The organism is Microtetraspora sp. NBRC 16547, assembly GCF_030268965.1.
Taxonomy (GTDB): Bacteria; Actinomycetota; Actinomycetes; order Streptosporangiales; family Streptosporangiaceae; genus Microtetraspora.
Map to the genome: position 1 here is coordinate 1 of NZ_BSSE01000142.1, position 255 is coordinate 255.

Annotated in this window: 1 protein-coding gene; it reads right to left on the reverse strand. The window is 67.8% G+C overall.

The window, feature by feature from the left end:
* Nucleotides 1-222: dioxygenase (locus QSK17_RS35975; protein ID WP_285711177.1), on the reverse strand; the 222-nt coding region annotated here is incomplete at its 3' end.
* Nucleotides 223-255: the final 33 nt, after the last annotated feature.

Consider the following 255-nt stretch of genomic DNA (forward strand, 5'->3'; position numbering starts at 1 on the left):
GACGCCGATCAGCCACGCCTTGAGCGCGTTGTACTCGTCATAGGTGACCTTGTGGCGGCGGATCGTCGCGTGGACCGCCTCCAGCACCTCGCGGGCGAGGAGACTGACACGCTCGGGGGACGTGTCGACGACCGAGCTCGACTTGTCGGTGAAGAACCGCTCGGTCGCGGACGCGCCGGAGTCGGCCGCGGCCGGGGTGACGGTGTCGTTGGTCGCGTTCATGCTCTGGTACCTCCTGGTGTGCGGTGACTGGTG